Origin of the sequence: Methylophaga sp. UBA3603 (genome assembly GCF_002375335.1) — a bacterium.
Taxonomy (GTDB): domain Bacteria; phylum Pseudomonadota; class Gammaproteobacteria; order Nitrosococcales; family Methylophagaceae; genus Methylophaga.
The window spans coordinates 47,919-73,601 of the sequence record NZ_DFMC01000002.1 but is presented as its reverse complement, the minus strand read 5'-3'; the positions used below and the strand labels follow the sequence as shown (position 1 = coordinate 73,601).

The window sequence follows — 25,683 nt, the reverse complement described above, 5'->3', positions numbered from 1 at the left end:
AAACAAGAACTTTTAGAAATGCTTGTATACAGCCATATGGATGAACCATTACAACCACACCCTTAAATGACTGCGATTTTTCTCATGATAAAACTAAACAATCGCTAAAACTATTTTCCAGCAAAAGTGGTTGATTTAAACCACCTGCAGAGTCGCTGTCTTTGCTACGACTTAAAACACCTTGTTAGAACCTTTCCTCGAACATGTTTTGGGAGTTTTTCCTATATCAAGCCCATCAGCGTAGAGCTAGCCTGCACGGGCTTTTTACGTTCAGGAGAGAGAAATGAAATTAAAACCAAAAATTATTAGCACCGCGATAATGTCATCGCTGATGCTGATGCCTTATGCCGTTCTGGCTGAGGAAGATACTGTTGATACGGGCAAAATGACTGTTACAGGAATCTTGCCGGATCGTCTAGAAGCTGTTCCCGGATCATTCGATATAATCGATGAAGAATATCTGGAAGAACGTCGCCCAATATCTAATCTGGAAAGAATGAGAACAATACCAGGCATCAATGTTGTTGCTGACGGAAGCATGGGGTTTGATACAAACATTGGTATCCGTGGGCAGAATCCGCGTCGTAGCGCCAAAGCAATGATTATGGAAGATGGTATGCATTTACAACTGGCACCCTATGCTGATCCGGTTGTGCACTACACCACCCCCTCTCAAGCAGTTAATCGTATTGAGGTAATTAAAGGAGCCGGTCAAATTCTTTATGGACCTCAGACTTTAGGTGGTGCGGTGAACTTTGTGACTAACCCGGTTCCTCGTAATGGTGAAGTCGAAGGAAGTGTCACTTCTGCTTTTGGTAATCAAGGTTATCGTATGTTAAATGGCAGCGTTGGTTTTGGGAATGAAATCGGCGGAGTGATGTTCGATTTCAATCAGAACAAAGGTGACGGAGTTTATGACGATGCTGAGTTTGATGTTAAAGACTACCGTTTTAAAGGCGAGCTGGATATTACCGACCGTCAAACCCTTGCTTTAAAGTTAGTTCACACTCGTGACCGTCGCAATTCAACTGAGGCCTATTTAACCCCCTTTGAATACGATCAAGACCCTTATTCTCACCCATCTATTGAAAATGATGAATGGGAGCAAGATCGCGATGTCGTTCAGTTACAACATATTTTCGAAGTGAATGATAGTTTTAAGCTAACTTCTCAAGCTTATTACACCGATACCTTCCGCAATGGTCTGCGTAGTACTGAAGAGAATGAAGACGGAGATCTAAATAGTAACGGCAATATTACTTCCGTATTCAGAAATTGTCCGGGTCAAGGTGGGGAAGGTGTCCTGGCTGGTGACGTAGATGCTAGTCAATGCGCCGGTCGCCATGCACCACGCCAGTATTACACTCGAGGATTAGAAACTCGAGGTGATTTGTCATTCAGTCTGTTTGGCCTTGACCATGACACCATCTTTGGTGTGCGTTATCACGAAGAAAATGTCCATCGTCAGGAAATCCTGTCACAAAGTGTTGCTGAGCGTGAAGACTATGATTTGGCGCTAGCGAATAACCCAGGTGATGTTGAAGAAGCCTTTATCAAAACCAATGCCTTGTCTTATTACATGCAAAATACCACCTATGTTGGTAATTGGTCTTTCACTCCTGGTTTCCGAGTAGAAGATGTTCGCACCAGCGAAAAGTTCTTTGAAGGTGGCGTTCAAGAAAGTCGTGAAAGCCTCTCCTATACAGAGTTCCTCCCCAGCTTTGGCGTAGCCTGGAATGGTATTGCTAACACAACTGTCTTTGCAGGTGTTCATAAAGGTATCGCACCGGCACGAGCAGATCGTGAATTTAGCGAAGATGGCGGCCGGGCAGAACCAGAAGAAAGTACCTTGTATGAGGTTGGTGTACGTAGCACGTATTTCAAGGGAATAAGCTTTAAAACAGCATTGTTCCACAATGATATCCAAAATACCTTGATTGATTTTGGTGACACCTTTGACAACAGCGGTGACAGCAAACAAACCGGTATTGAAGTAGCGGGTCGTGTTGATTTCGGTGACATTTATGGCTGGACGAATAATATCTATTTGTCAGGTGCGTATACCAATCTTTGGACAGCCGAATATGAAGATGGTCCAGATCCAACAATTAACGGTAACAGAATGCAATATGCACCTGAACACCTGTTAAACATTGATCTTGGCTATGAACATCAAAGCGGTGTGAATGCGAGAATCGGAGTACAGCATGTCAGCAAACAATTTGTTGATGATGGGAATACTCGCGTCGAAGATGTTAGCGGTCTTCAAGGAACTATTCCAAGCTTTACCGTTTGGAACGCTACGGTAAATTACCGCGTGCCTAATACGGGTGTAACGTTATTTACCGGTGTTGAAAACCTGTTTGATAAAGAGTACTTGGCCAGCCGTAACGAAGGTAAGTTAGTGGGTCGTGAGCGTCTTTACTACGGTGGTATTACCTACAACTTTTAATCGGCTTCAACGTTGACGGAGAAGGTATGCAGAACATGTTTTAAATATGTAATAAAACAGCCATTTCTCCCAGATTTGCTGTTTCTGTATGACCATTACCGACAAGCCCGCCTTAGGCGGGCTTTTTTTTACAAAAAAAACCCACGTTGAAGTGGGCTTTGATTGATTTGCTGTTTTGAATCAGTCTTTTTGAACTTCGCGTTTATCGATATACATCAACACGATTTGCCTATCCGTATAGATATCGTTTGAGCCACTGTTGCGAACCGTGTCATAAAAGGCTTTAAACTTGGGATCGCGTTGTTTCATATCTTCAAGATTATCAAGTAGCACCAGCGCCTGAAATGCCGTTGGCGCAGTATCAAAAAACCGCATAGTGCAATAGCTTGTTATCGGTTGACCAGAAACTTCAAGTTCAGCCTTCAGTGATTCATCAAATATACATTGCTGATAATTCTCATGCTCAGCAATAACATTTCCTGATAACAACAAGCTACATATAGCGGCGTAATGGGCTTTCATATCGTCTTCTCTGAACATCAAAATTAAAGATAATTGTTCAGACTGCTCTTATGAAGCTCGGTTCCTATTTGCCGATTCTTATTGACCCATTTTACTGATGGTATTAATAACCTCCATATAAGCATCACCGTGATCCCGAACCGCATCAGCATCATATTTTTCCGAGGCCAGATGGACTTCTTCAAGTGTTACCGCTAACTTGCCCAGCTCATCGTTAATTTTCGCCAAAGCATTTTCCAGGGTATAGGTCAGTTCATGGACTTTGGTCACATCATCAGCTGACATTGAGTCTTTTTTGAGTAAACTCTCAAGCCGTTGATTATAAAGTTTAAAATTTGTTACAGCCTCCTCCAGTGATTCTGCGTTTTTCCCTTCGAAATGCTCAACTGTTTCCGCTTTCGCCATTGTAGCAACACCAAAACTGAGCGCCGCAGCGGCAAGATAATTCATCACTTTCATATAGGCAGGCCTCTATCAAATAATTAAGAATGGTTAACAAATAATAACGATAAACGTTATCAACAGTAGATAGGGGTAAATATTTCAATATCAAGGGGCATAAAAAAACCTCTCGTTACCAACAACGAGAGGTTTTATGTAGGACGCTGATTGAAGCGTTTACATTGATTCGGCTTCGGAGATAGTTTTTCTGACAACTCTGCCAAGACCACCGGTAACATCCGCAGCCTTTATTTCCTCCAGGTTTGTTGGCTCTCCAACAATGACTGCACCGCCCATACCAGCCCCAATATGAGGAGTACAGATATACACATAGATGCCTTCTTTTTCAAAAGTATGCTGGTAGTTTTCGCCCAAAGGGGTGTTTATTTTTTCTGTTCCTTCCGGTACAAGGCCTTCTATGGTTTCCACATTATGGGTAGGCATATTTTCCCAATAAACCGTATCACCTGGGGCAATTTTCACTACCATGGGCTCATACTTCATGCCAATAGCTGTGACCACATGCTTCTCTGCAAATGCAGACTGGCATAGAAATAGGAAAAGGACGGGAATGGTCTGTAATGCAAATTTCATATTAGGCATAGTGCCTCCTGTTCAGACATCGAATCAAATATAGAGCAACGAAATTGCTTAGGGAAAACATCCCTAACATTAATATGCTGACAGGGATCAATTTGCTATAGTTCCAGCAAAAGACCCATGATTTTTATGTTGGATGGTGGTGATAAATGACGCATTAACTTGAGTTAATCACTGTGGTTGTTATCTTAGTGGTTAACCCTCCCCCAAGGAAGCCTTCCCGGCTTTATGTTTTATCTCCATGTTTAAAAAAACTAACAACCTGAAAGATCAGAAATCCCATTAATGTTAAAACAATGGCAATCTCATAACGGGCATAGGCGACGGATAGACCAATTGCCCCTGTTAACCAGATTCCAGCTGCACTTGCCGTACCACTCACCCCGCTATTATTTTTCATAATAGCACCACCACCAATAAACCCCATACCAGTGATAATGCCGTACATCACCCTGGCTTCAGCGGCGTCGCCTTCATAGACATCTCTGGCGACCAACATGAAGGCGCAGCAGGCAATACTGACTAATGGATAGGTACGCATACCAGCCCCTCGGGCTTTATATTCCCTGTTCAAGGCTATTGGCAACGCTAACAGAAAAGCGATTCCCAGTTGATATGAGTGATACCAGATGAGTGCCAAGTTAAGTTCCATACAAAATCTCCTGATGCTGTTTCAAGATTGCAAAAGAGTTTTCTGCTGACCTAGAGTGCTCTTCTCGGAAAAGATTCATTTACAGAATATGGAGATATGATGACTGAACCGGTGTTGTTATTCCGCTTTAATCTGTGACTTCAAGCCTCTCGGCCAGGCAGTAACCAGCGATTTCAGTAGCGTCGCCAAAGGTATTGCAAAGAAAATACCCCAAAATCCCCAAATCCCACCAAAGAACAGAACCGCTAATATAATAGAGACAGGATGCAGGTTGACTGCTTCAGAAAAAAGAATGGGAACCAGTACATTACCATCCAGAGCCTGAATAATGCCATATGCCACTAACACGTAAGCAAACTCATCTGTAAGCCCAAAGTGAAAACCCGCTACAGCTGCAACGGGTATTGTTGCAACGGCGGCACCGATAAAAGGAATGAGTACAGAGAAACCAACTAAAACAGCCAATAACGCCGAATAAGGCAACCCAAACCAGGCAAAGGTAACAAATGCGACGGTCCCGACAATGATGATTTCAACCACCTTTCCACGCACATAATTAGCGATCTGACCATCCATCTCATTCCAGATCCGACTCATCAAACCACGTTTTTCTGGCATCATCGATAAAATAAACTTAACCAGTTTCTCACGATCTTTAAGCATGAAAAAAACCAGAATCGGCACCAGCACCAGATAAACAATCAAACCAATGACATTGCCCAGTGAAGCCAACGATAATGTGAGCGCTCGTTGGCCATAAACACTCAGTTCGCGCGCAACCATTGAAATCCAGTTTTGTATTTCATCCGGTGTTATCAGTGTTGGATACTTTGACTGAAGTTCATCCAGCCATGTTTGCCCACTGGAGAGCATTCTGGGAGTTTCCAGCACCAGATTGACCAGCTGATTCCATAACAGTGGCATCAGCAAAAAAGCCAGGGCCAACATCACACTGACAAATCCCAAAAAGACTATCGCTACGGCTATCGTTTCCGGAATATGCTGCCTGACCAGCATATTTACAACACCTTGAAGCAGAAAGGCGATGATCAGAGCGGTAAAAAAAGGTGCCAGCATGCTGCCGAACCAGATGATTGCAGCAAACCCTAAAATCAGGACTATCAGTAAAATGACGGCTTCTTCGTCAGAAAAATATCTTTCCGTCCAATCTTTGAAAACTGCGCGCAAGGTCATATCTGTTTTGGTCCTGTTCAGCGTCTTAATCAATGTCTGTTACTATTCTGGCATACCGCAATAAGACTTGTTACCAATTAAAAACAGTCTAACACTCATTTTTCAGGAACTATCCAACCCGGTTATGTTCATTATTTGCATCCACCAACCATGCGAACCACTATGCTGAACTCATTTTTTTCCAGCAAATTGCTGTGCGGTTTATATTTTTTACTGATTAGTTATTCCAGTTTCGCAGCAACGCCCGTCAGCATCAGTAAACCGATAATTTCTGAATCTACTGAAAAACTTACCTTATCAGGTTCGTTAACGGCTGAACGTAGGGCGCTACTTTCCCCTCGGGTAGATGGCCTGGTCAAAGAAGTATTAGTCGACGCCGGCTCTAGGGTTAAACAAGGCGATATATTAATGCGTCAGGATGCCGCGATTGCACGACAGCAGCTTGAGCAGGCAAAAGCTGTAACAAATGAAGCTCAAGCCAGTGTTGATGAAGCCCAGCGTTTGGTGGATGAAGCCCAACGTCTGCGCGGGGAAAACTACATTTCTGCCACTGAACTGGCGAATCGCGAATCCAATTTTGCGTTGAACCAAGCTGCACTTGCTGCGGCTCGGGCCATGCAGAATATGGCTGAAGAGCAATTTCAACGTCACGAACTGCCTGCTCCCTTCAGTGGAGTTATCAGTAGCAAAATGACCGAAGCAGGCGAGTGGGTAAACCGTGGTGATCAGGTGTTGGAATTGGTTGCATTGGAACCGGTCAGACTGGATGTAAATGTTCCTCAGGAAAAATTTTCCGATATCACCCTCAAAACACGGGTAGAAATTCTGCCTGATGCACTGCCCTCACAAAAACTTTCTGGAAAAATAACTGCTCTGGTACCCGTTAGTAATGCTCAGGCACGCTCTTTTTTAGTGCGTATTGTTATCGATTCCGCTGATGCGACACTGCTACCAGGTACGTCCGCCAGTGCAGTGCTTTATCTGGGAAGCGATGAGAGGAAAGGTTATCGGGTTCCCCGTGATGCGGTGTTACGCCATCCGGACGGCGGACGAAGTGTATTTATTGTCGATGAAAACAACCAGGCACATCGCCGTAATGTGAAAGTCGGCAGAGAAGATTCGGATGGAATAATTATTACCGATGGCTTAACCGCAGATGATTTAGTGGTGGTCCGGGGCAATGAGGTGCTTCAGGAAAATGATGAAGTAGAAATTGTTCGCGACGATAATAAAAGGAATTAATCCCGCATGTTAGAAGCGCCTATTCGCAATGGCAAACTACTGACCGTCATTGTGCTTATTGTTTGTGTATTAGGTATTGCCGCCGCACGTTTAATACCCGTCCAGATGATTCCGGATCTGGATGTCCGCACTATCAGCGTAGTCACTCAATGGCCTGGTGCCACCCCGCAGGATATCGAAAAAGAAATACTTATCGAACAGGAAAGGTACCTGCGGAATATTCCCAATCTCCGCCGTATGGAAGCATTTGCTGAAACCGGTGAAGCTGTTATAGAGCTGGATTTTCCATTTGGGGTGGGTATCAACGAAACGTTAATCGAAGTCTCCAATGCATTAAGCCAGGTGCCCAGCTACCCGGAAAATGTCGATCAGCCGAGTATTCGCAGCAGCTCTTTTTCGGAAAATGCATTCATGTATTTTGCGGTATCACCCTTGCCTGGGAACCCGCTGAATCTCAACATCGACATGATTACGGACTTTATCGATGACAATGTTCGCACGCAGATGGAACGCGTGCCAGGGGTTTCCGAGGTACAGCTGCGTGGCGGGGCTGAACGGCAAATGCAGATCTTTATTGATTCCGCCAAACTGGCCCAACGCGGTTTAAGTCTGACCGATGTTCGTGATGCGATACGAGCCCGCAATAGCGACACCTCTGCCGGTGATTTGGATGATGGCAAAAAACGTTATTTGCTCAGAACCATTGGACGCTTTGAAGATAAACAGGAATTGGAAAACCTCATCCTGGCACACCGCAATGGTACGGATATTCTGTTAAAAGATATTGCTACCATCAAACTCGATCACTATGAAGTCCGCCAAGTTGCTGTAGTGAATGATGAACAGGCCTTGACCATGGCCGTTAAGCGCGAACCAGGCTCAAATGTAATTGATATCAAATACGCCATGATGGAAGTGGTCGAAGAGATGCGGCGTGATCTATTAAACCCGAACGGGTTAGATCTGGTACTAATCGGAGATGATGTCCGCTATGTAGAGTCATCAATTCAGAATGTTTCACAAAACCTGCTGTTAGGGGCTTTGCTGGCCACCTTTATCCTTTTTTTATTCCTGCGTAGCCTGCGCGGTACGTTAATTGGGTTGATGGGAATGCCTGTTTGTATCATTGCCGCCTTTTTAGGGCTTTTGGTATTTGATCGGACGATCAACGTTATTTCCCTGGCAGGTATTGCCTTCGCCATCGGTATGACAGTTGATAACACCATCGTAGTGCTGGAAAGCATTGAACAGGCCAGGCGGCGGGGGCTGGACCGAATTGAAGCAGCAATTGTGGGAGTTCGGGAAGTCTGGACGGCCGTACTGGCTTCCAGTATGACCACTATCCTGGTGTTTGCACCAGTGTTGTTTGTGCAGGAAGAAGCCGGACAATTATATTCCGATATCGCGATTGCTATTTCCGTAGCGATTCTTGCCTCAATGTTATTTGCTGTAGGCGTTGTTCCGGCTGCCTGCGCTCGTTTTGGTCTTGGAAAAAGTACAGGTACGCATGAAGATCTGCATCGTCGGGGGATTATACTGCATGGCGTTAACTGGTTAACCAAAGGCCCCGTCAGACGTTTAACAACGATGGCTGTTACGGTGTGTGCCACTTTGGTAGCCGCGTGGCACCTGATGCCCCCTGCAGAATATTTACCGGAGGGAGAGGAACCGAAAGCCTTTACCAGCATGATTCCACCGCCCGGCTATAATCTTTCTGAAATGTTACGCATCAGTGAAGAAGTCATTGAAATTCTGGCTGATGCCAAAGGCGCCGATCCGGCCCTGTTTGATCAGGGTGAGGCCCCTATCCCCTCGCTCGCCTATTATTTCATCCGAACCTCTCCAACCGGATTACGGGTACTGAGTGAGCCCACCAGAACTCAAGATATCATTCCGATGATGAATGCCTTAACTGATTTATTTGAGAGTTATCCGGGTATGCGGGCGTTTTCTGGTCGTGGCTCAATTATCTCCAGCGATCAGGGCGGAACCCGTGCCGTCAGTCTGGATATTGCCGGACCGGATATGGAAAGTCTCTACAGTACGGCTGAGTTTGCTCTGAAGCGGGCCGAGAGATTGTTTGAAAACCCTCAGATTGACTCCATTCCAGGATCGTTATCGCTGGATCAACCGTTAATTGAAATTCGTCCACGCTGGTCACGGTTAACTGAAACAGGTTTTACTGCTGATGATTTTGGTTATGCGGTGGCCGCACTAAGTGATGGTGCATTTGTTGATGAGTTTTTTATCGATGACGACAAAGTGGATATGTTTTTATTCAGTACCGCTGGCCAGCAGCAGAATCTATCCGGGCTTGCCGGTTTACCGATCCTAACCCCCAATGGGGATGTTATACCGTTAAATGCATTGGCTGATCTGGAAGAAACAGTTGATAGTGCCACACTTCGTCGGGTTGATAGTCGTCGTACAGTCACCTTATTGATTATACCGCCTCGTGACGTAGCATTAGAAACCGCTGTGAATAAGGTTCGCAGTGAAATGATCCCAGCAATGCAAACTGATGGTGAAGTTGCCAAAGGGGTTAATCTGTCAATTTCCGGTGCGTCAGATCAATTGGATGCTACCCGGGAATCTTTATCTGAAAATCTGCTGGTGGCCGTCATTCTGATTTATCTGGTGCTGGTGGCTATTTTCTCGCATTGGGGTTATCCATTGATTATTTTAACTACGGTGCCATTGGGGATCGCGGGCGGCATCGTTGGTCTGGTGGGAGTGAATGCTTCGGGCAGTTTATTAAATGCGATGGGATTACCGGCCATTATTCAGCCGTTTGATATGATTACCATGTTGGGGTTTGTCATTCTATTGGGTACGGTAGTCAATAACCCCATCCTGATAGTTGAACAGGCCAGACGCAATCTGGCCGATAAGGCAATATCAATACATACAGCGGTTAATCAGGCAGTAGCAACGCGGTTACGACCAATATTAATGTCAACGCTAACCACTATTTTTGGCCTGGCACCACTGGTTTTTATTCCTGGTGCCGGTACCGAGCTTTATCGAGGTGTCGGTATAGTTGTATTGGTTGGGATTGCTGTTTCTACCCTGATTACACTCACTTTCCTACCCAGTTTACTGGTCACAGTATTATCATGGAAACAGAGACAACATCCGGTACAAGCTCATTCAGCTGAGACAGAATCCTGATCAACAAAAATCAGTTTATCTGTTTCAAAACCACGTTGTGAGGCCTCATTGATAAAGTCGGCGATAACCTCATCGCTGACTTGTGGGGTGCGAGCCAATAACCATAAATAGCCATGATTCGGTCCTGAAACAAACGCATATTGATAGTCCAGTTTATCCAGTCCAAACACTATATAACTGCCATAAAATGGGCCGAAGAACGAAACTTTAAGCTGGCCGATATCACTGGATTGAACAAATTTGGCTTTTCCCTCTGCTTCCTCCCACTGGTTTTCTGCAGCATTAAACCCACGATTAATCACTTGAACATGACCATCTTCATGCAGACTGTATTCCGCTGTCACCGAGGTTAACCCCTCTTCAAACGAATGATCCAGACGCGCTATCTCATACCATTTACCCAGATAACGATCCAGTTCAAAACCGGTGACCGGTTCGACGCCTTCCGGTATTCCGGTACAAGCCGTTAACATTAGAGACAGCAATAAGGTTTTAAATAGACGCATATTTCACATAACCCTGGTTATCTTGAGATTTTATTTAAAAGAAGTTGTATGCATCAGACTCTGAATTCAGTTGATATTTCCAGGATCATTGAAATGGCCTGGGAAGATCGCACCCCTTTTGAGGCAATTTTGCAGCTTTACGGGTTACCAGAACAACAGGTTATTAAATTAATGCGCCGTGAAATGAAACCGGGATCGTTCCGTTTATGGCGTGCTCGTGTTTCAGGTCGTAAAACCAAACATCACGCCTTACGAAATCCTAATATCTCTCGAGCTTATTGCCCCACGCAATACAAACCCCGTTAGATCCTGCCACAACGGGATTTTTTTAATTGTTTAGACTGCTAAAAAAGCTCTTACGGCAATATAGACACAACTTAACCAGCCCACAATAAAAATCAGACTACGGAAAAGAGCCAAATCTAACGCGTAGAAGATTGGATGCAAAACGCGGCAAGCCAAGAACAGAATAGCGGCACCACTCAATTCCCGTAAATTTACACTGGAATAAAATGCCAGCAAGGTAACAGCTGAATAAAATATTAACGCTTCCCAGGCGTTTTTTTGTGCTGCCAATATGCGAGCGGCAACACCGGTCAGTTCTGCCTGTTGTTCTCTGGGATGCCGATTGTCAAATTTATCAACATGCTTGTAACGCAAGTATCCCCCGATAAAGGCTAATATCATCGGAAAAAACGTGACGATAAATAACACAATGAACAACGCAGGCATGTATGACTCCAGGCAGCAAAAGTTAGGGGTATTTAACTGAAATCTGCTGCAATTTTCAGTTGGTTGTAATTCTTTACAAAAAGACTACAGATCTCCGGGTCGAACGCTTTCCCGGATTGATCAGATATATATTTAAGTACTTCATCTTCCGGCCAGGCATCTTTATAAACTCGACGATGATAAATCGCATCCCAGACATCCACTATCGAAAACAATCTGGCATCAAAATGGATCTGCTTACCTTGCAGGCCCTGTGGATATCCCAAACCATCCCATCGTTCATGATGTTCATGTGGAATCATCAGATACTGACACAGAAAATCGTTTTTAGACAAAATATCATACGCAATTTGTGGATGCATTTTCATGATTTGCCATTCTGCATCGGTTAGTTTGCCGGGTTTGGTCAGTATGGCATCCGGAATTCCAATTTTACCGATATCGTGCAGGATTGCACCGTAGCGAATCGATTCAAGCTGTTTTTCATCAGCAATGCCTGATAGTTTGGCTAATTCTAAGGTCATTCGAGTCACTCGTTCAGAATGATCTCTGGTTTCCTTATGCCTTACATCCATAACATGGATCCAACCGGTCACCGCTTGTTCAATGCTGTCGAGGATTTTTTTGTTGGCCAACTCAATTTTATTAAAGTCATGACGAATCAATACAAACAAAAGAACTGTCGTGACGATTATGAATAACCAGCCTTTAAAGTGTTGTATCCGGGTAATGCCGCGTTCGCCGGAAAACAAATATTCTACGGTGATATCTGATAAAAAGATCCAGGCAATGCCAACCAGTAAATAGGCCAGCACAACTCGATAATGGGGAGGTAATTTCAAACGTTTACTCTTTTAACTTGTGAACAATCTTATCGATACATACAGGTTTATTCTGAGCGTTTTTCATCCAGAAACTGTAAAAGACGATGCCAGGATTTTTCGTCGGCCTCAGCATGATACCGATCTATGCCAAATACGGTAAAAGCATGATCAGCTCCACCATAAGCAATCATTTCGTTAGGTACGTTAAAAGCTTCAAGCTGGTTGCTGAGCTCCGCAAACTCTTGCATGCTAATAGCCTTATCTGCGGCACCATGCAAAATCAGGATTTCAGTTGAAGAATCAGCATAATCCTGACCTGGAGGTGTTTTTAAACCACCATGAAAACTGACAACACCTTGCAGATCTTCTCCAGCACGTGCCATTTCCAGTGCAGCAGCACCACCAAAACAATAACCTATAACAACGGTTTGCTGTCGATTGGCGCCTAATTCAGCAGCTTTATCTAAAGCGCCCTTTATCAGTTGACGCATCTTCTGCCGATCCTGGTACAGCTCACCGGTATGCTGCTTTTTATCTTTATCCTCTGTGGGCCGAATACCTTTACCAAATAAGTCCGCCGCAAATACTGCATATCCCTCTTCTGCCAGCATATTGGCACGTTTGATTTCGTAATCCGTCAAACCGTCCCAGTCGTGTATCAATAGTACTAGAGGGGCATTATCTGCAGCACTGGTATAAAAGCCTTGATAGGTTTCCCCATTGATCTGGTAATCAATATTTTCTGCAACAGCAGTCATTGAGGCTCCCATCAGTCCCAGTAATAAACATCTTTTCAACGACATGATTTCTCCTTACCAAACACAGAAGTAGGTTAATGTGACCAAAATGCTGGCAAAGAGTTGGCGAGAATCGCCAAACGTTTTAGTGATCCTTGTGGTAACGCACCACTCTGTCGACCTCGTTTCTGGATCCCATAATCACTGGTACCCGTTGGTGAATGCTTTCGGGTTGTATATCCAGAATCCGTTCGGTACCGGTTGAGCTTAACCCGCCTGCCTGTTCAACAATAAAACTCATCGGATTGGCTTCGTACATCAAGCGTAATTTGCCACCCTGCTTGGCTATTTTGGAATCTATCGGATACATAAATATGCCGCCTCGGGTCAGCACGCGATAAACCTCAGCAACCATTGACGCAACCCAGCGCATATTGAAATTTTTCTCGCGCTCACCCTCAGTACCTTTAATGCATTCATCAACATATTTTTGAATCGGAGCTTCCCAAAAACGCTGATTGGACATATTAATGGCAAACTCGGCGGTATCTTTGGGAATACGCATATTGGGATGGGTCAGAATAAACTCACCGACATCACTATCCAGCGTAAAACCATTGACACCATTACCAGTAGTCAGAATCAACATGGTGGCCGGACCATAAACGGTAAAGCCGGCACAAACCTGCTCAGTGCCTTTCTGCATAAAGTCTTTTAATGTCGGATTTTTGCAATCATTAGGGCAACGCAAAATGGAGAAAATAGTACCTACCGACAGATTAATATCAATATTTGAGGAACCATCCAGAGGATCAAAGCAGATCAGATATTTGCCTTTGGGAAATTTGCTGGGGATCTGAATAATTTCTTCGATTTCTTCAGATGCCATAGCTGCCAGATGGCCTGTCCACTTCAGATGATCAACCATTACTTCATTGGTAATGATATCGAGTTTTTTCTGCGTTTCACCCTGCACATTTTCACTGTCAGCATAACCGCCAAGACCAATAATATTGCTGCGGCTGACCAAGTGAGAGATTTTTTTGCAGGCACTAACTACATCACTTAATAATCCCGTCAAATCACCAGTTGAATCGGGGTGAGATCTTTGTTCTTCAACGATAAATTGATTAACCGATTTGCCGATATCAGACATGGCGTTTCTCTCTTTGACTATTTATTTTCTGGGAGTTGAGCTGATGATTCGCAGCTGTTAATAAGAGAGTAAACCAGTGGCAGTGAAAATGCCAAGAGCAGTTCAATGGGGTTTCAAAAACGGCGGGGATTAGACAGGCTAACCCCCTAGCAAATAGCCTTAAATCTTAACGAGAATCTCGCCCATGCCAATGCCACCGACATCGCCAGCGTATCGTTGTACCCGGGAAAATCCTTCAACATTGGCAAACTTGCTATCCAGTTTTTTAAATGAAGCAAACATCAATGGTAAAAATGCCAAGGTATGTGAACCACAATCATTAAAGTTGGCAGTGATGCCATGCTGCGGCATTTTAGGTAGCAATATCGTGCCGCGTTTCATGGCATACCCCAAATGTTTACCGACATCCCCCAATACCGCGATGGTGCCGGAAATCATCCGTGAACCGCAGTATTCTCCCGCATTACCTTCTATCAGTATCATGCCACGACGCATATGATCGCCGGTGCGTGCTCCGGTATTACCCGTCACAATAATAATGCCGCCAGTCATACCGTTTTTATATCCGCTACGAGCCGCGCCGACAAAATCTCCGGCATTACCGTTAATCTTTATTTGACCGCCTTTCATTTCACAGCCGGTATAAATAAAAGTGTTTCCGGTGATTTCAATATTTCCACCGGTCATAAACTGCCCGAGATAAGCACCGGCATCACCTTTGATGGTAATCCGACCCTCACTCATAGCATGACCGATATGATCCAGTTTGGCTGAGCTATTTTCAAAGCGAATGTCATTTACATCATCACCACTGATATCAAACAGTTCCTCTACCGGTAGCGTTAAACGACCACTGACCAGTTCCATCGCAGCAATATCTGCAACATCTTTACCCGCCAGTTTATCGGGTGTTAAAGGAGAGCAATCAACACGTTGTGCCAAATCCGTTTTAAGTTTAAGAGTCAGTGCTGTCATGCCATGATCTCCTGCAGATGAAAGTGGAATGGACCCAGTTTGCCACCATAGTTACCAGCACTGATTCGGCGAATACCGTTTTCAGCGCCTAAATCACATGCGGCCTGAATGCCGACACGCATGGCTTTGTCTATATCTTCTTTGCTTAAGCCATCAATAACGATTTCCATGACGGACTCGACTTCTGGTGAACACTCGGATTTAGTCTGACCTTTCAAGGTCGGACAAAATGCATCATTGGTTGAGGCGTTTAACGCTTTGTATTTGGAACCCACTTTTGAACCACTGCGAACCACACCGCCCGGAAACGGCATAATGATATTAGGCAGTTGTTTCATGGCCTTAACAGCTGCTTCACACGCTGCCAGTGCCTGAGGCTGCGACTCGGCGAGTATCAGGAAGTTACCACCACCAACAGAGGAAACCACGCCGGTATTTTCCTGGGTTAGAAATTCACCATCCATCACCGGAATACGCCAGTAACGTTTACCATCAATCATTTTTGATATCTGATAACCATCACCAAAGAAACGCAGGTTTTTACCCAAAGCAATTTCTTTACCATCTTCACCTTCAATCCCTGAAAATAAAGCAGATGTCGGCGAAGTTAAAACACACTGGCCAGCACGGGTTTCAACCTGTTTCGCCAGTCCTTTACCGCCCATGGCAAAAATCAGACAAGCAACACCGGGACGGCCATCAGGGGTTTCAGAAGGCTCTAATGTTCGTTCAATGGAGGCCTCACAACCGCAGGCAATAACCGATGTAGCAAAACCGGTGAAGGCAGTAGCTGAATGCATTGCCCATTCCAGATTCTGAGCGGTAATGATAATTCGCGTTCCTTTCATCGGAAACGCTTCAGCAAAAGTTTTATCAATGCTGACGCCATTGATGATCATAGTCTGCCTCCCTTATGCAGCGGCTGTATCGTTAAGCTACCACGACCATCATCGACGATTTCGTCGTTACTGATTTTGAAGTTGCTCATTTTCAGGGTATGGAATTTATCAAAATATTGTTGCAGCGGTTTTTCAATGCTGACGTCATATTCCGGTTTAACCACATGAGTAGTACCCCAGGTAATTTTGATGACCTGACCCTGACGCACCACCATTTCACCATCTTTAAATACATAATCCGGTTTTTCAAACATCTTTTCGCGATCGCTGTTGTCTGTGTAAACGGTAATATCTGCTGCCGCACCAATTCCCAGATGTCCACGATCCGCCAGACCAACCAGTTTTGCTGCACCGGCCCTTGTCATAATAGCAATTTCATACAATGAATATTCGCGATCCAATGAAGCCAGATGGGTGGCTTTCTGTGCTTCCGGATGCAAGGTAGACAGCATATCGTTACGGAAAGACTTATCCATTAATAACTTAATCAGATGTGGATAACTGGTAAATGGCGCACCGTTTGGATGATCAGTGGTCAGGAATATACGCCATGGATCATCAACCATCAGGAAGGTTTCCAGACCTATCATCCATTGCAATGCATTCACATAACTTTGGTCTTTGTATTTGAACGGCACTACACCGCAACCGGCCTCACATTCGATATCCATACACACCCATTTGTTAGGATGCGCATGTGGAGCACCGGCGAACTGACGCATATTATCGCCAGAAGCGGTTACTGTCTGACCGAACAGGATCTGCCCGACATCGACGGTAATGTTTTTGTGTTTATTAATCGCCTCAGCAATTTCAGCCGCACCGGAGGAGAATTTGAAATCGCCTTCAGTACCGTAACTGTGAAATTGAATATGCGTCAGATGCATCGGCACGCCTTCAGCACCCTGAATGGTATCCAGTGTGGTTTGCATATTACCTGGTACACCTAAATTACAACCGTGTACATGCAAAGGATGTGGCACACCGATTTCCTGCACCGCACGTGACAATCTATGCAGAATATCGCGTGGCGTGACGCCATAAAAATCATTTTTTTCGTCTAAATCCAGCTTACGCTGATTAAATTTAAAGGCACTGATACCGCCAGGATTAACTACTTTAAGGCCTACGGCCTGAGCATGATTAATGGTCCAGGCGACATAGTTATTAATCGCTTCTTGATCGGAATTGGCCGCCATCATACGCAACAGAAAATCATCACTGCCAAGCATCACATAACCACCTTTATCGATAATTGGTGTGTCATGCATTTCCATATGAGCCTGACGGGCATTAATCGGTAAAACGGCCGGTTCAAAGCCTGCGGTATACCCCATCTCTGCGTAACGATAACCTGTCGTCAAAGTGCTTGGAGCCGCATGGCCTGTGCCGGAACGTAATAGTTCGGTGCGTTCATAAACGGCTTCAGCATGGTCTTCGGGTAACATGGTACGGGCAATATTGACCTTACCACCGCCGATATGGGTGTGCATATCAATAGCGCCGGCCATAATGACTTTGCCACTTACATCTATTTCTTCATCGACCCGACCATCGGTCGGCTTTTCGACAATACGTCCATCTCGGATATAAATATCCCGCACTACGTCATTTACATCGTGTGCCGGGTCAATAATACGTCCGCCGGTTAATTTTAAAAGCATCTTTCTCTCCGTTTACAGGGCCTTTTCGACCGCACTGAGAACTTCAAACACGCTGGGTAAGCCGCTGTCGCGTAATTTTCTGAGCGGCACTGAAACCACACTGTCACTGCGGAAGGTTCGCCCTTCATGATCAATACCCGGAACACCCACCGGAATATAAACTTCCGGTTCTGTTTCAAACTGCATACCACTGCGTCCAAGCACAATGGTATTTGCTGATGATTGAGGTGGTGTCACCGCTGTATTGAAACTGGATACCCAGATTAAAAGATCACTTTCATCATTCGCCAGAATACGTTTACTGTCATTCAAAAACGGATCATAATCCGGGAAACGACGATTAAACGTTGTACGCATTGGATATCCACTTTGCCAGGAAGCCACCGCGTTTACCGTCGTATCACCTTCTTTTCCACCTATCGGCAGACCGTTACTGCGGGTTGTCGCGTTGATCTCTTTGATCATTTCACATACGTTTTGAATGGTCGCTTCTGCGTGATCAATGTCTAACTGCCCGGCTGACCAGGTCACTACAGAATATTTAGCGGCGTTTAACTTGTCTGCCAGCGCTAATAAATCGCTCACTGCAATACCCGCGACGGTTTCAGTTTGAATCTGTTTACCCTTCACTAAAGCACGTAAAACAGATACGACTTCCGGTAAATCTGCATTATCACAGGCAATAACCTGAGCCTTTTTACCATTTGGTGAAGTGGATGCATCACCACTTGGGGGTTTGCCTAAATAAATAACTTCACGAGACTCAATATCCTGACCAAACATACTTTCCTTGTTCCACACCATACGTTCATAAAAACGTGGAAAAGTAGATTCAATATCGGTACCAATAAGCACTAGTAAATCCACCCGGTTTCTGACTTCTGTCAGTGTGGTGGTCATATAGCCCGTGTCCTGTAATACCAAAATATTGCGAAATGCGGCTGGAGAATAATAACTGTCGATGGTAGCGCCACTTTTATCGGCAAGCGCCATTGCTGCACGCGCACCATTCAAGTCTGTTCCCAGACCGGCAATTAATGGTTGTTTGCTGTTAATCAGTAAATCAGCAATATGCGAAACAGCTTGATCCAGTGTGACCTCTTTGCCGTTAATTCGGGGCTGAGTATCGGTGATAGGTGTTTCAAAACCTGGCCGGGTGACAGCATCGCCATTTTCCAGCACTTTAACAGTATTGCCGTTGACCTCTATCGTCAGATCATCGGACGCTATTCCACAAAATGGACTGGCAACTTCATGCCAAACGGTGGCCGTACTGTTTTCTGTCATATCGCTGTCCTCGATAGTTTTCAATTAAATACACTGGGGCCATTATGACCTGCTTCAAGTCCAGCCGGACACTCAGCAGAAAATGTGCATTGCGTTATCCATGCTTTGCCCTTAGCAGGAGTGAATCAATATCATTATCACGTAGCTGTTTCTGTAATGCATCAGCCTTACTTCGCCCTACCACCGGCCCAACCTGCACCCGATGCCATGTATCGGTATTATCAATTGTGACGGTTTGTACTTTTGATTCAATACCTAAAAAGGCTAATCTGGCGCGGAAACCATCAGCATCTTCAAGTTTTTTGAACGACCCCACCTGAATCATGAAGCTAACGTCATCTGCCGGTGCTTCAGTTGCGGCCTGCTGTGTTTGCTCTGGCGGTGCCGAAATTTCTTCGGGTGGCGAGGAAACGATTGGTTTCTGGGGTTGATTAGCAATAGTTTTGGGCTTTTCTACCACCACCTCGGTTTCGGGTAGTAACGTATAAAAATCAAAAGTGGGTTCCACACTCGATTTTTTTTGCTGTTGCTGAGTGGTTTTTGCCTGTTGTTTATCCGCTGGAACATTTTCTTTCAGGTGCAATAAAAACATCACAAAAGCACCCACGGCAAAACTGATTAACATTGGTCCCCAAGGCATGCTTCCACCTTGTTTTGAAGACTGTTTACGCGTATTTCTTCTGGTTGCCACAAAAAACCTCTTACATTGATTGTGGCGCTGAAACGCCCATTAACCCAAGACCATTGGCAATAACCTGTCTGACAGCGGTGATCAGCGTCAGCCGTGCCTGACTTAAATCAATATCATCTGTCATAAACTGGTGAGCGTTGTAGTAGGTGTGAAAATCACGTGCCAAATCCATTAGGAAATGCGCCAATAAATGGGGAGTATGTGTTATGGCTGCCAGTTCCACCACTTCCGGATAACGTGACAACATGGTAAACAAAGCCTGTTCATGATCTTCGGTCAATAAAGACAGGTTGTCTATTCCTGTCTGCTCATCCCAGTTCAGCTGTCTTTCTGCCAGTTGGCGGAAAACACTGCAGACACGTGCGTGTGCATATTGAACGTAATATACCGGATTATCATTACTTTGTGATTTTGCCAGTTCAAGATCAAAATCCATATGCTGGTCAGCACCGCGCATCACATAAAAGAAACGGGCAGCATCTTTACCAACCTCATCCCGTAGTTCGCGTAATGTGACAAACTCTCCGCTACGAGTCGACATACCGACTTTTTCTTTACCACGGTACAACACAGCAAACTGCACCAGTAAAACTTTCAGCTTGCTGACATCCTGATTCAGCGCCTCCATAGAGGCTTTAACCCGCGTAATGTAACCGTGATGATCGGCTCCCCAGATATCAATAATCTGATCAAAGCCACGATTAAATTTATTGAGGTGATAAGCGACATCAGAAGCAAAATAGGTTGCCTGACCATTGTCACGAACCACCACCCGGTCTTTTTTATCGCCAAAATCAGTGGATTTAAACCACCAAGCACCATCCTGCTGATACAGCATATTCGCGGCTTTCAATTGTTCCACAGCTTCATCAACCACACCGGATTCCACCAATGAACGCTCAGAAAACCATTCATCGTATTCGGCACCAAACCCAGCCAAATCATTACGAATATCATCCAGAATGGCATTGAGGCCCAAATCAAAAAGCTGACGATACACATCTGCACCGAGAAGATTTTTGGCCTGTTGTGTCAGCCCGTCAATATGAAGTTCTTTATCACCACCTTGGGGTTCATCCGCTGGAACACCATTAAAAGCCTGAGATGCTGAATGCAACAATGCATTTCCATGCTGTTGTTTTAAGGTTTCAGCAATGTCTAAGACGTATTCCCCACGATAACCGTTACTTGGAAAAGTAAACTGTTCGCCACATTTTTCCAGGTATCTCAGCCAGACACTGGTGGCTAGAATATCCATCTGACGGCCAGCATCATTTACGTAATATTCACGGTGGACATCAAACCCTACTGCTTTTAACAAGCTGCTGACTACTGAACCATATGCCGCGCCACGGCCATGGCCTACATGCAGTGGTCCGGTTGGATTGGCCGAAACAAACTCCACCTGAACTTTCTGACCATTGCCGTAATTGCTCAGACCAAATTGGCCGGCTTTTTTCAAGACATCTGCCACTACCTGTTGCCTTGAGCTAGCGGATAAGCTGAAATTAATAAACCCTGGACCGGCAATTTCTACTTTCTCGATCATTTCATGCTGTGGAAGCGCATCAACAATCAATGTCGCTATCTGCCGAGGATTCATTTTGGCGGGTTTGGCTAATACCATCGCAATGTTACTGGCGAAATCACCATGACTGCGATCTTTGGTTCGCTCCAGCTGAACATCAGCCGATGAAACATCTGCAGGAAGGCTTTGTTGGGCAATCAACGAAGCTAAAGCACTTTCAATAAGTTCTTTTAATTGGTCTTTCAAGGTAATGAAGTCCGGATAACAGAATTGTGATGGCGCATTTTAACCGATCAGACTAGCGGATGACATCATCCAGCCGATTAGATTAATTCAGTAGGATCGATGTCAATCGACCAACGACCTTTTCGCGCCAGTTTAAGCTTGCTGACAGCTCTGATATGTTGGTCGATTAATTGGTGTAACGATGCACGATCTGCGGATCGCATCAGCAATTGTGCCCGATATCGACCGGCACGTTTTTCCATTAAAGCTGGAACCGGTCCTAAAATCATGACCGCTGATGCGGTTTGCTGCAATAATTCGGCAACCTGTTGTAATAATTGCATAGCTAAATCGGCTTCTTTTGCCTCGGCGCGCCAGACTGCCCAGAAACCATGAGGGGGCAGCTCCATTTGAATTCGCTCTGCTAATAAATTTTCAGCGATAGCTTCATAACCATCCTGCAGTAATTTTTTCCAGAAAGGGTGCTCCGGTTGTTCGCTTTGTATCAAGACTTCCCCCGACTTTTTGCCACGCCCAGCCCGACCAGTTACCTGAGTAATTAACTGTGCCAGCCCTTCCGTTGCTCGAAAATCAGCACTGAATAAGGCCTGATCCGCATCCACAACACCGACCAACGTCACATCATGAAAATCATGCCCTTTAGCCAGCATCTGCGTACCCACCAGAATAGCCGCCTGACCCTGATTAATCTGTTTGACCATATTGGCAAAGGCATTGACCCGTTGGGTACTATCCCGATCAATCCGTAAAACGGGTACATCGTTAAAAATTGCTGTCAGAGCCTGCTCAATTTTCTCTGTTCCGACGCCATAACTTTTAAGTTCGGAATTACCACATTCAGGACATTTTTTCGGTAGTGTCTGGATCAAACCACAATGATGACAAAACAAACGGTTTTGATGTTGATGAACCACCATTTTGGCATCACAACTTCGGCAATTCGCCTGCCAATTACATTCATGACACATCAAAACTGGTGCGAATCCACGACGATTTATAAATAATAAAACCTGATGATTTTGCTGCAGATGTTTTTCAATAGAATTAATTAACACTGAACTTAAACCATTGTTATCTGCTGTTTTATTGGCAGCAATAAGTTTAATGTTGGGTAGTGTCGCTCCACCCGCACGTTTTGTTAACTTAAGTAACTGATAACGTTTTAATTTTACTTGGTAAAGGGTTTCCAGAGAAGGCGTTGCACTGCCCAGAACAATGGGAATATTCAGTGACTTAGCTCGCATCAATGCCACATTTCTGGCGTGATAACGCAGTCCATCCTGTTGTTTATAGGAACTGTCATGTTCTTCATCGATGATTATCAGTCCCGGATTGAGCATGGGAGTAAAAACTGCAGAGCGGGTACCAATAATAATGTCGGCCTTACCCGATCTGGCCAATAACCAAGCCTGTTTACGATCAGCATCTGAGACCGATGAGTTTATAACAACGATATTGGCTGCAAGGGAATGACGGAAACGTTCAACAAACTGTGTGGTTAATCCAATCTCTGGAATTAACACTAAAACCTGTTGCTGTTTTTCGACAAATTCACGACATATTTCAATATAAACCTCTGTTTTGCCACTCCCGGTGATACCTTGCAATAAAAAAGATGAAAATTGCTCTTTTTCTGCAATAACCTTTTCAACAGATTGTTTTTGCTCGTTATTTAATGAAACAGTTTGTTGTAACTCAAGACAGGGGACCGGTAATGCAACGTGTTGTCTGGCAGTAATTACGTTTTGTTGTGCCAAAGCAGACAAACTGCTTTTTACATTGCCTAATTGAACCCGTAATGCTTTTTCACTGAGTCCTTCCGGATAGTCCTCCAGTAAATCCAGGATCTGCTGCTGTTTTTTACCCGGTTTATTAGCCGGTATCTGTTGCAAGGCCCAATAGGTTTCGGTTTGCATTTCATCGCTATCACCCAGACGGAGTTTCTTGGGTAATGCTGCCTGAAAGCATTCGCCAATAGGATGATGATAATAACGACTTACCCACTGTACCAGCTGCATGATTTCTGCTGGTAAGAAACTTTGTTTATCAATTTGCTGTTCGATTTTTTTGAGTTTACCGGTAGAAATCTCGCTGATAGGTTTGATGGCAATCACGATTCCTATCAACTGTCTGCTGCCAAATGGAATTACAGCACGCATACCAGGTTGCCAGTGTTCAACCGGTTCATCGCTCAGATAATCAAACGTCTGACGTAAGGGACAAGCTAAGGCAATTTCGACAATGCAACTCATTAAACAATACTAATTAAATAAAAGAGATCTTTTAATGATGTTAATGCTTTAGTCCTGTGGATAGCTGTATTAATCCTGAAAAGCCTTTTTATTCATTACGTTAAATAATAAACCAACTGTGTATAAGTTTATCGTTGCGGGATCGATCTCTTGTGGATAACTTAACGACTTATCCACAGGTGATTTTATCCACAGCTTATGCCTTGTTTTATAAGCAAAGCATACCGTAGTTGTTAAGCCTGTTTTTACTGTTTATCAATAACATGATCGAGTTGACTGTTATTAAAAAAAAGGCTGGCTTTTACAGCCTGCTGACAAATTCTTCGCAGTTGAGATATGGCTTGTAATTCTTTTTCCATGCGCGCGATTGAAAGTCTTCCCTCTGCACCTCGACGCAATAACAATGACTTTAAGGAAAGATAGGTTTTTTCCAAGCTGTCGAGCTGGTTTGTTAAGGATGGATTGGGCTTATCTAATGCAGAAACATCAATTAGCAGTAAACAATCCACATTAAAATTGGTGAGCTGTTGCTGCAGTTGGGCCTCAATCGGATGACTTGATAAAGCACGATTTTCAGCGATAGCAACGGTTAAGGCAGAAATTGCATCACAGTACTGCGAAACGCGTAATAAATCAGCCGTTTTTTCAGTAATCTGTTCATTAATGTGTTGTTGATAGAGTTTGTGAATGAATTTGCCAATTTTTAAAATATTTTGCTCGGTGAAGGCATGTTGCTGTTTTAACCAGCTGATTGAACGGTTTTTATGGATACAGTGAGTCACCATCTTTAAAACATGTTTATTCAATCGGATTAATTCAAGTCGAATAGAGGTGATTGCCAGATTGGGAATCTTTAATGTGGTGTTATCAAGATATTTTGTTTCTGCAATATTTTCATCTGTTGCTAAAAATTTTGTTTTTAACCAGTTTTCTAGGGGATCGGCCAGCTTCCAGATAAGTGCTACACCTAATAAATTAAATACTGTGTGGAATAAAACTAATGTGGTAGTAAATTGCACATCATCAACCACTAATTGCTGAAACCAATGGATAATCCAGATTAACGGCACCAGCAAAAAAAGACTGACGATTGCTGTTAGCAGATTAAAAAGAACATGACTGGCGACAATACGTTTAGCGACCGGCTGACTGCCGATAACGGCGAATATAGCTGTCGTAGTTGACCCTAGATTACTGCCAATCACAATTGCAGCGGCAGGTAATAAGTCGATAATTCCCCCAGCGAGCGAAGTCAATGCAAGAGTTAAAGTAAGGCTGGAAGATTGCAGTAAAGTGGTCAGAATCAAACCAGCCAATGCAAACAACAAAATATCAACCGCTAGCAATCCACTGGAGAAGTGCAAATCAAATAAACTATCCGCGCCTGAGAAGGTCGTTTTTAAAGCCGCAATTCCCAGAAACAACAGGCCAAAACCGGTAAGTGCCAATCCAATATTCGCATAGGCTCGATTACTGTTTAATAAGCGCATCGCCATGCCGATTCCAATCAGCGGTAAGGCAAAATGTTCAATATTCAGGTTGAAACCTATCAGCACAACCAACCATCCTGTGACCGTCGTACCGACATTGCTGCCAAAAACAATCCACATCGCTCTTCGGAGGCTGAGAATACCGGCATTGGCAAACCCAATAGTGGCCAGAGTAACGGCACCGGAATGTTGAATGAACGCGGTCAGCAGAAAACCCGCACTTAAGCCGCGCAGACGGCTGTTGGTCCAGTTTTTAAGGATTTGGTTGAGTCTGTCCCCGGCAATTTGTTTAAGGCCGTCAGACATCAACCACATCCCCAGCATAAATAAACCCAAGCCACCTATCAGCGATCCCAGCATATTCATCATCTATTACCCGACTTATTGATTTTATTAATTGAATTGATAATACCGGATAAAAA

The 25,683-nt window shown here is 44.3% G+C and carries 22 protein-coding genes; 4 read left to right on the top strand and 18 right to left on the bottom strand.

All coding sequences use genetic code 11. From position 1 onward, the window contains the following. Positions 1-283 precede the first annotated feature (283 nt). Positions 284-2,452, top strand: coding sequence for a TonB-dependent receptor family protein (locus B4F66_RS00945; RefSeq protein WP_292358561.1), 2,169 nt, complete (start codon positions 284-286; stop codon positions 2,450-2,452). Positions 2,453-2,632: 180 nt separating this feature from the next. Here B4F66_RS00945 and B4F66_RS00940 read toward each other — a convergent pair whose 3' ends face one another. From B4F66_RS00940 to B4F66_RS00920, 5 genes are all read right to left on the bottom strand, one after another. Next, positions 2,633-2,974, bottom strand: coding sequence for a hypothetical protein (locus B4F66_RS00940; protein WP_292358563.1), 342 nt, complete (start codon positions 2,972-2,974; stop codon positions 2,633-2,635). A gap of 78 nt (positions 2,975-3,052) precedes the next feature. Beyond that, positions 3,053-3,433, bottom strand: a complete 381-nt coding sequence (locus B4F66_RS00935; RefSeq protein ID WP_292358564.1) for a DUF6746 family protein — start codon at positions 3,431-3,433, stop codon at positions 3,053-3,055. A 159-nt stretch (positions 3,434-3,592) separates the two neighbouring features. Next, positions 3,593-4,018 (bottom strand): plastocyanin/azurin family copper-binding protein, encoded by a 426-nt coding sequence (locus B4F66_RS00930; protein WP_292358565.1) that lies wholly within the window; start codon positions 4,016-4,018, stop codon positions 3,593-3,595. A 223-nt stretch (positions 4,019-4,241) separates the two neighbouring features. After that, positions 4,242-4,667, bottom strand: coding sequence for an MgtC/SapB family protein (locus B4F66_RS00925; protein WP_292358566.1), 426 nt, complete (start codon positions 4,665-4,667; stop codon positions 4,242-4,244). Positions 4,668-4,784: 117 nt separating this feature from the next. Continuing rightward, positions 4,785-5,861: an AI-2E family transporter gene (locus B4F66_RS00920; protein WP_292358568.1), complete on the bottom strand. Its 1,077-nt coding sequence runs from the start codon at positions 5,859-5,861 to the stop codon at positions 4,785-4,787. Positions 5,862-6,023: 162 nt separating this feature from the next. Between B4F66_RS00920 and B4F66_RS00915 the strand changes: the two genes are divergently transcribed. Then, a complete protein-coding gene (locus B4F66_RS00915) occupies positions 6,024-7,103 on the top strand; it encodes an efflux RND transporter periplasmic adaptor subunit (protein WP_292358570.1) in 1,080 nt (359 codons plus the stop codon). A gap of 6 nt (positions 7,104-7,109) precedes the next feature. Next, on the top strand, positions 7,110-10,274 hold the full coding sequence (locus tag B4F66_RS00910) for an efflux RND transporter permease subunit (protein WP_292358572.1): 3,165 nt from the start codon (positions 7,110-7,112) through the stop codon (positions 10,272-10,274). Here B4F66_RS00910 and B4F66_RS00905 read toward each other — a convergent pair. Further along, positions 10,250-10,780 carry a lipocalin family protein gene (locus B4F66_RS00905; RefSeq protein WP_292358574.1) on the bottom strand — a complete coding sequence of 177 codons (531 nt, stop codon included), beginning with the start codon at positions 10,778-10,780 and terminating at the stop codon, positions 10,250-10,252. The genes B4F66_RS00910 and B4F66_RS00905 overlap by 25 nt on opposite strands. Before the next feature lie 48 nt (positions 10,781-10,828). On the opposite strand from B4F66_RS00905, the gene B4F66_RS00900 reads away from it, so the two are divergent. Continuing rightward, positions 10,829-11,086: a TIGR03643 family protein gene (locus B4F66_RS00900; RefSeq protein WP_292358576.1), complete on the top strand. Its 258-nt coding sequence runs from the start codon at positions 10,829-10,831 to the stop codon at positions 11,084-11,086. Between the two features lie 30 nt (positions 11,087-11,116). Here B4F66_RS00900 and B4F66_RS00895 read toward each other — a convergent pair whose 3' ends face one another. The 12 genes from B4F66_RS00895 to B4F66_RS00840 all read right to left on the bottom strand — a co-directional run bounded on the left by B4F66_RS00895 (position 11,117) and on the right by B4F66_RS00840 (position 25,630). Further along, positions 11,117-11,512, bottom strand: a complete 396-nt coding sequence (locus B4F66_RS00895; RefSeq protein ID WP_292358578.1) for an MAPEG family protein — start codon at positions 11,510-11,512, stop codon at positions 11,117-11,119. Positions 11,513-11,544: 32 nt separating this feature from the next. Beyond that, positions 11,545-12,354 (bottom strand): HD-GYP domain-containing protein, encoded by an 810-nt coding sequence (locus B4F66_RS00890; protein ID WP_292358580.1) that lies wholly within the window; start codon positions 12,352-12,354, stop codon positions 11,545-11,547. Positions 12,355-12,401: 47 nt separating this feature from the next. Continuing rightward, positions 12,402-13,139, bottom strand: a complete 738-nt coding sequence (locus B4F66_RS00885) for a dienelactone hydrolase family protein (protein ID WP_292358581.1) — start codon at positions 13,137-13,139, stop codon at positions 12,402-12,404. A gap of 79 nt (positions 13,140-13,218) precedes the next feature. Next, a complete protein-coding gene (locus B4F66_RS00880; RefSeq protein ID WP_292358584.1) occupies positions 13,219-14,229 on the bottom strand; it encodes a class 1 fructose-bisphosphatase in 1,011 nt (336 codons plus the stop codon). Positions 14,230-14,388: 159 nt separating this feature from the next. Continuing rightward, on the bottom strand, positions 14,389-15,204 hold the full coding sequence (locus tag B4F66_RS00875) for a formylmethanofuran dehydrogenase subunit C (RefSeq protein WP_292358586.1): 816 nt from the start codon (positions 15,202-15,204) through the stop codon (positions 14,389-14,391). After that, complete coding sequence (gene fhcD / locus B4F66_RS00870; protein ID WP_292358588.1) at positions 15,201-16,103, bottom strand: formylmethanofuran--tetrahydromethanopterin N-formyltransferase; 903 nt, start codon at positions 16,101-16,103, stop codon at positions 15,201-15,203. The genes B4F66_RS00875 and fhcD overlap by 4 nt, the downstream gene beginning before the upstream one ends. Beyond that, on the bottom strand, positions 16,100-17,767 hold the full coding sequence (locus B4F66_RS00865; protein WP_292358590.1) for a formylmethanofuran dehydrogenase subunit A: 1,668 nt from the start codon (positions 17,765-17,767) through the stop codon (positions 16,100-16,102). The genes fhcD and B4F66_RS00865 overlap by 4 nt, the downstream gene beginning before the upstream one ends. Before the next feature lie 12 nt (positions 17,768-17,779). Continuing rightward, a complete protein-coding gene (locus tag B4F66_RS00860) occupies positions 17,780-19,054 on the bottom strand; it encodes a formylmethanofuran dehydrogenase subunit B (protein WP_292358592.1) in 1,275 nt (424 codons plus the stop codon). Positions 19,055-19,148: 94 nt separating this feature from the next. Next, complete coding sequence (locus B4F66_RS00855; RefSeq protein ID WP_292358594.1) at positions 19,149-19,745, bottom strand: SPOR domain-containing protein; 597 nt, start codon at positions 19,743-19,745, stop codon at positions 19,149-19,151. A 10-nt stretch (positions 19,746-19,755) separates the two neighbouring features. Next, positions 19,756-21,519, bottom strand: coding sequence for an arginine--tRNA ligase (argS, locus tag B4F66_RS00850; RefSeq protein WP_292358596.1), 1,764 nt, complete (start codon positions 21,517-21,519; stop codon positions 19,756-19,758). 77 nt (positions 21,520-21,596) lie between these two features. Continuing rightward, positions 21,597-23,771 (bottom strand): primosomal protein N', encoded by a 2,175-nt coding sequence (locus B4F66_RS00845; protein WP_292358599.1) that lies wholly within the window; start codon positions 23,769-23,771, stop codon positions 21,597-21,599. 245 nt (positions 23,772-24,016) lie between these two features. Beyond that, a complete protein-coding gene (locus B4F66_RS00840) occupies positions 24,017-25,630 on the bottom strand; it encodes a Na/Pi cotransporter family protein (RefSeq protein ID WP_292411538.1) in 1,614 nt (537 codons plus the stop codon). Between the last annotated feature and the right edge of the window lie 53 nt (positions 25,631-25,683).

Coding starts and splice junctions, on each gene's coding strand:
- fhcD (WP_292358588.1), bottom strand. CDS start 16,103: ATGATCATCAATGGCGTCAGCATTGATAAAACTTTTGCTGAAGCGTTT.
- B4F66_RS00905 (WP_292358574.1), bottom strand. CDS start 10,780: ATGCGTCTATTTAAAACCTTATTGCTGTCTCTAATGTTAACGGCTTGT.
- B4F66_RS00885 (WP_292358581.1), bottom strand. CDS start 13,139: ATGTCGTTGAAAAGATGTTTATTACTGGGACTGATGGGAGCCTCAATG.
- B4F66_RS00900 (WP_292358576.1), top strand. CDS start 10,829: ATGCATCAGACTCTGAATTCAGTTGATATTTCCAGGATCATTGAAATG.
- B4F66_RS00895 (WP_292358578.1), bottom strand. CDS start 11,512: ATGCCTGCGTTGTTCATTGTGTTATTTATCGTCACGTTTTTTCCGATG.
- B4F66_RS00920 (WP_292358568.1), bottom strand. CDS start 5,861: ATGACCTTGCGCGCAGTTTTCAAAGATTGGACGGAAAGATATTTTTCT.
- B4F66_RS00945 (WP_292358561.1), top strand. CDS start 284: ATGAAATTAAAACCAAAAATTATTAGCACCGCGATAATGTCATCGCTG.
- B4F66_RS00865 (WP_292358590.1), bottom strand. CDS start 17,767: ATGCTTTTAAAATTAACCGGCGGACGTATTATTGACCCGGCACACGAT.
- B4F66_RS00915 (WP_292358570.1), top strand. CDS start 6,024: ATGCTGAACTCATTTTTTTCCAGCAAATTGCTGTGCGGTTTATATTTT.
- B4F66_RS00940 (WP_292358563.1), bottom strand. CDS start 2,974: ATGAAAGCCCATTACGCCGCTATATGTAGCTTGTTGTTATCAGGAAAT.
- B4F66_RS00910 (WP_292358572.1), top strand. CDS start 7,110: ATGTTAGAAGCGCCTATTCGCAATGGCAAACTACTGACCGTCATTGTG.
- B4F66_RS00845 (WP_292358599.1), bottom strand. CDS start 23,771: ATGAGTTGCATTGTCGAAATTGCCTTAGCTTGTCCCTTACGTCAGACG.
- B4F66_RS00925 (WP_292358566.1), bottom strand. CDS start 4,667: ATGGAACTTAACTTGGCACTCATCTGGTATCACTCATATCAACTGGGA.
- B4F66_RS00930 (WP_292358565.1), bottom strand. CDS start 4,018: ATGCCTAATATGAAATTTGCATTACAGACCATTCCCGTCCTTTTCCTA.
- B4F66_RS00860 (WP_292358592.1), bottom strand. CDS start 19,054: ATGACAGAAAACAGTACGGCCACCGTTTGGCATGAAGTTGCCAGTCCA.
- B4F66_RS00840 (WP_292411538.1), bottom strand. CDS start 25,630: ATGATGAATATGCTGGGATCGCTGATAGGTGGCTTGGGTTTATTTATG.
- B4F66_RS00935 (WP_292358564.1), bottom strand. CDS start 3,433: ATGAAAGTGATGAATTATCTTGCCGCTGCGGCGCTCAGTTTTGGTGTT.
- B4F66_RS00880 (WP_292358584.1), bottom strand. CDS start 14,229: ATGTCTGATATCGGCAAATCGGTTAATCAATTTATCGTTGAAGAACAA.
- B4F66_RS00875 (WP_292358586.1), bottom strand. CDS start 15,204: ATGACAGCACTGACTCTTAAACTTAAAACGGATTTGGCACAACGTGTT.